Source organism: Citrobacter sp. wls613 (genome assembly GCF_005281195.1).
GTDB classification, from domain to species: domain Bacteria; phylum Pseudomonadota; class Gammaproteobacteria; order Enterobacterales; family Enterobacteriaceae; genus Citrobacter; species Citrobacter gillenii.
On sequence record NZ_SZXN01000075.1, the window covers coordinates 23887 to 27923 of the forward strand.

The following is a 4037-nucleotide window of genomic DNA, read 5'->3' on the forward strand; positions in this document are numbered from 1 at the left end:
CATTCAAGCTGCATCAAGGCGGCAAGTCTGAGAATCCCCAGGAGCTTACTCAAGTAAGTGACTGGGGTGAGCAGATGCAGCCAACACAGAGGCAGCTTGAAGGATGACGTGTATAAATTAGTTACCGGCCTCGTTAATACGCTCAGCCTGCTGCAGGGTCTCTTTGGTGATAAGCGTTGGCGGATAGTCCGCGCCGGTGATCGGCTTCTTCTCACGCACGTTGGCGACCAGCTGGCTCATCGCCGTGGTGACCGCAAAGCCAGGACGCTGATCCGCCGTCACCGCCATCCAGCCATCACGCACACGCGCCAGCGCTTCCGGCACCGCATCGAAGCCCGTTACCAGCACTTCACCGGGTTTCATCCCCTGTGCTTGCAGCGCTTCAATGGCCCCCAGCGCCATATCGTCGTTAGCAGAGAGGATCACCTGCGGACGTTTCGGCAACGAAGGCAGTACGCTCTCAACAATGCGCATCCCTTCAGAACGCATCCAGTTACCCGTCTGATCGGCGACGATCTTGTACTTTTCGCCACCCGCTTTCAGGCTGTCGCGAATACCCTTGGTCCGTTCAATGTTGGAAGACGATCCCGGCTGGCCGGTGAGCAGAATAATGTCCGCCCCTTCAGGGAATTTGGTTTTCACAAAGTCGCCAATCACCTGGCCACCTTTGTAGTTGTTGGCACCGAAGTGCGGCACTTTCTTCTGGCTGTCAACGGAGCGATCAAGCGTGACAACCGGCAGTTTTGCATCCTGGATTTCATCTACCGCGCTGGAGACGGCGTTAACATCATTGGGGGAGACGATAAATCCCTGCGCCCCACGGGTGATGGCGTTTTCCAGGTCAGCGACCTGCTTCGGCGAGCTACCCTGCCCGTCAAGAACCTGTAGATTTACACCCATCTCTTTTGCGGCTTTCACCGCCGTACGCTGCATGTGGACTTCAAACGGCATCGCCAGGTTTGGCGTACTGAACACGATCTGTTCGTTTTCAGCCATTGCTGTCCCGGAGGTCATGGCGATGAGGACAGCTAAGATCAGTTTTTTCATTATTATGTCTCTCTGTGTAGGGGGGTTGGGTATAACAATCAGAGGAGAACTTCACGCTGGCTGTGCAGGGATTCCAGCGCTTTATCCGCGAGGTACAGCGCACGCTCACCGTCATCACCGCTGCAATCCGGGACCGCTTCGCCACGCAGCACGGCCACAAAATGTTCCCATTCCGCGGCATAAGCTGATTTGTAGCGTTGCAGGAAGAAATGTTCCGGCAGGGCACTGGTGCAGCCGTTCTTGCCATAGTGCTGCACCTGATTTTCCAGAATGTTGCCCGCACACAGCAGCCCTTCAGAGCCGTGCAGCTCCAGGCGCTGGTCATAACCGTAAGCAGAGCGGCGGCTGTTGACGATGGTCGCCATCGCGCCAGAGGCATATTTCAGGACGATAAACGCGGTATCGATGTCCCCGGCTTCACCAATCGCCGGGTCGACCAGGTTGCTGCCCTGGGCGTATACCGAGACCGGCTCTTCTCCCATGATAAAACGCGCCATATCAAAATCATGGATCGTCATATCGCGGAACATCCCACCGGACACACGGACATATTCAGCCGGCGGCGGTGACGGGTCGCGGGAAATGATCAGCAGGGATTCCGGCTTACCGATACGCCCGGCCAGCACATCCGTTTTCACGCGGCGAAACTGCGGATCGAAGCGGCGGTTAAAACCGATAAACAGCGGTACGTCGTACTCTTTGACCACTTTCAGGCAATCGCGAACGCGGGCCAGGTCCAGATGTACCGGTTTCTCGCAGAAGATGGCCTTGCCGTGACGGGCAGCCAGTTCAATCAGATCCGCGTGGGTATCCGTGGCGGAGGCGATCAGCACGGCATGAACATTCGGGTCAGTCATCGCCTCATCCAGGCTCTGCAGACGGGCCTGATATTGCGAGGCAAGACGGGTGGCAAATTCCTGATTCGGGTCGACAACGGACCAGAGTGTGGTGGCACTGTGACTGGCAATGTTAGCTGCATGTACCTGGCCAATTCGGCCAGCGCCCAGTAAAGCAATGTTAAACATAACGGCTCCCGGTGTTGGTGAATGCGATGAACTAACGACACTATAAATAAAACATTTATTTCATTTTTATAAATAGTGAAAATTATATTTTTGGGTGCAGGTTAACACTTTTGAGATAAGTGAGACAAAATCTGTTATCAATATCACAACATCGACGGATGCCAGATAGGGAAATTCGCCCTCTTCCGGTTGGGAAGAGGGCAACGTGTGAAAAACCAGGAGAAATGAAATGAAAATTTCGTTATGGAGGATTGCCGGATGGCGGTGCTAATGCCTTATCCGGCCGTTAACCATAGTCCGTAGGCCGGGTAAGCTCAGCGCCATCCGGCATGACTCTACCTCAGTACTGACGGGCGTTTTTCAGCTGCGTTAGCGTCTGTTCTGCGGCCTGGCGTACCGCAGGTGATTCAGCCATCTGCGCATCGCCGGTTCGCCACCATGAGGCGTAATCATGGGTCATAGTTTTCGGCAGTACTTTGATGTCCAGCAGCGTCGGGCCGGGATGCGCACGTGATGCCGCCAGCGCCGCCAGCAGGCTTTGCTCATCATGAACCTTCCACGCCCGACAGCCGTAGCTTTCGGCATTTTGGGCAAAATCGACCTTCACCAGCGGCCCGTCCAGTCGCCCGGTTTGCGGGTTGCGATGGCGATTTTCGGTAGCAAAACTGCCCATCCCATGGCCCATCTGCAGATTGTTAATGCAGCCAAAGCTGGCATTATCAAACAGCAGAATGGTGACTTTTATGCCCTCCTGCACGGCAGTTTGCAGCTCAGAGTGCAGCATCATGTACGAACCATCGCCCACCATGGCGTACACCGGCTGCTGTGGTTTTGCCAGCCTGGCCCCGACGGCGGCGGCAATCTCGTACCCCATACAGGAATAGCCGTATTCCAGGTGATAGCTGTCCGGCGTTTTAACTTGCCAGAGTCGCTGTAAATCCCCCGGTAACGAACCGGCCGCGCCCACCACAATGGCGTTATCTTCAATATGCTGGTTGATAAGCCCCAGTACCCGCGTCTGGGTCAGGCGGGTGTTGAGCGTGTCGCCATATTCCGCCAGTTGCGCATCAAGATGCCCTGCCACTTCGGGCGCATCATCAGGATGCCAGTCGCGCGTCCATAAACGCTGGCACTCTTCGCGCCAGGCCGATTGCGCGACAGCAATCTCATCTCCCCAACGGCTACGATACGCCGTCATGGCCTGCGTTAACGCGGTCAACCCGGTTTGAGCATCGGCAATCAACGCGGTAGCATCCAGCTTTAAAGCGTCAAATTCCGCCACGTTCAGCAGCAGAAATTCCACGTCCGGGTGCGAGAACAAGGCTTTCGAACCGGTGGTAAAGTCGGTGAGACGTGTGCCAATGCCAATAACCAGATCGGCCTGGGTTGCCAGTTGATTCGCCGCCATGCCTCCCGTCACACCGATACCGCCCAGGTTAAGTGGGTGGTCACTTACCAGCGCGCCCTTTCCGGCCTGGGTTTCAGCAAACGGCAGATGCAGCGTCTCGACAAACGTACGAAACGCCTCATGTGCGCCGGCGTAACGCACGCCACCACCGCACACCACCAGCGGGCGCTGTTTACGCGCAATCAGCGCCCGGGCCCTCTCCAGACGCTGAGGGTCAGGCGGTCGGCGTTCAATGTAGTGAACACGGCGCGCGAAGAAGCTAAGCGGATACTCCCAGACCTCACCTTGCACATCCTGCGGCAGGCAAATCGTCACCGCGCCAGTATCTGCGGGGTCAGTAAGTGTTCGCATCGCACTTAACATTGCGCTCATTAACTGCTCTGGACGGTTAATACGATCCCAGTAACGAGAGACCGGACGGAAGCAGTCGTTGGTGCTGATGCTAAGATCATGATACTGCTCAATCTGCTGCAATACCGGGTCCGGCTGGCGGCTGGCATAAACATCCCCCGGCAACAGCAGCAGCGGAATGCGGTTCGCCGTGGCGGTTGCCGCCG

Annotated in this window: 3 protein-coding genes; all 3 read right to left on the minus strand. The window is 56.4% G+C overall.

What is annotated here, in order from left to right; translation table 11 throughout:
- Positions 1–117 precede the first annotated feature (117 nt).
- Entirely contained in the window at positions 118–1047 is a 930-nt protein-coding gene (locus FDX01_RS18455) for a substrate-binding domain-containing protein (protein ID WP_096756051.1), read from the minus strand.
- Between the two features lie 38 nt (positions 1048–1085).
- Positions 1086–2072 carry an inositol 2-dehydrogenase gene (iolG, locus tag FDX01_RS18460; RefSeq protein ID WP_137400250.1) on the minus strand — a complete coding sequence of 329 codons (987 nt, stop codon included), beginning with the start codon at positions 2070–2072 and terminating at the stop codon, positions 1086–1088.
- 340 nt (positions 2073–2412) lie between these two features.
- A partial coding sequence (gene iolD / locus FDX01_RS18465) for a 3D-(3,5/4)-trihydroxycyclohexane-1,2-dione acylhydrolase (decyclizing) (RefSeq protein ID WP_249361016.1) occupies positions 2413–4037 on the minus strand: 1625 nt, incomplete at its 5' end.

Bases quoted from the DNA above. Each gene is read 5' to 3' on its own strand.
- FDX01_RS18455 (WP_096756051.1), bottom strand. From the start codon at position 1,047: ATGAAAAAACTGATCTTAGCTGTCCTCATCGCCATGACCTCCGGGACA.
- iolG (WP_137400250.1), bottom strand. From the start codon at position 2,072: ATGTTTAACATTGCTTTACTGGGCGCTGGCCGAATTGGCCAGGTACAT.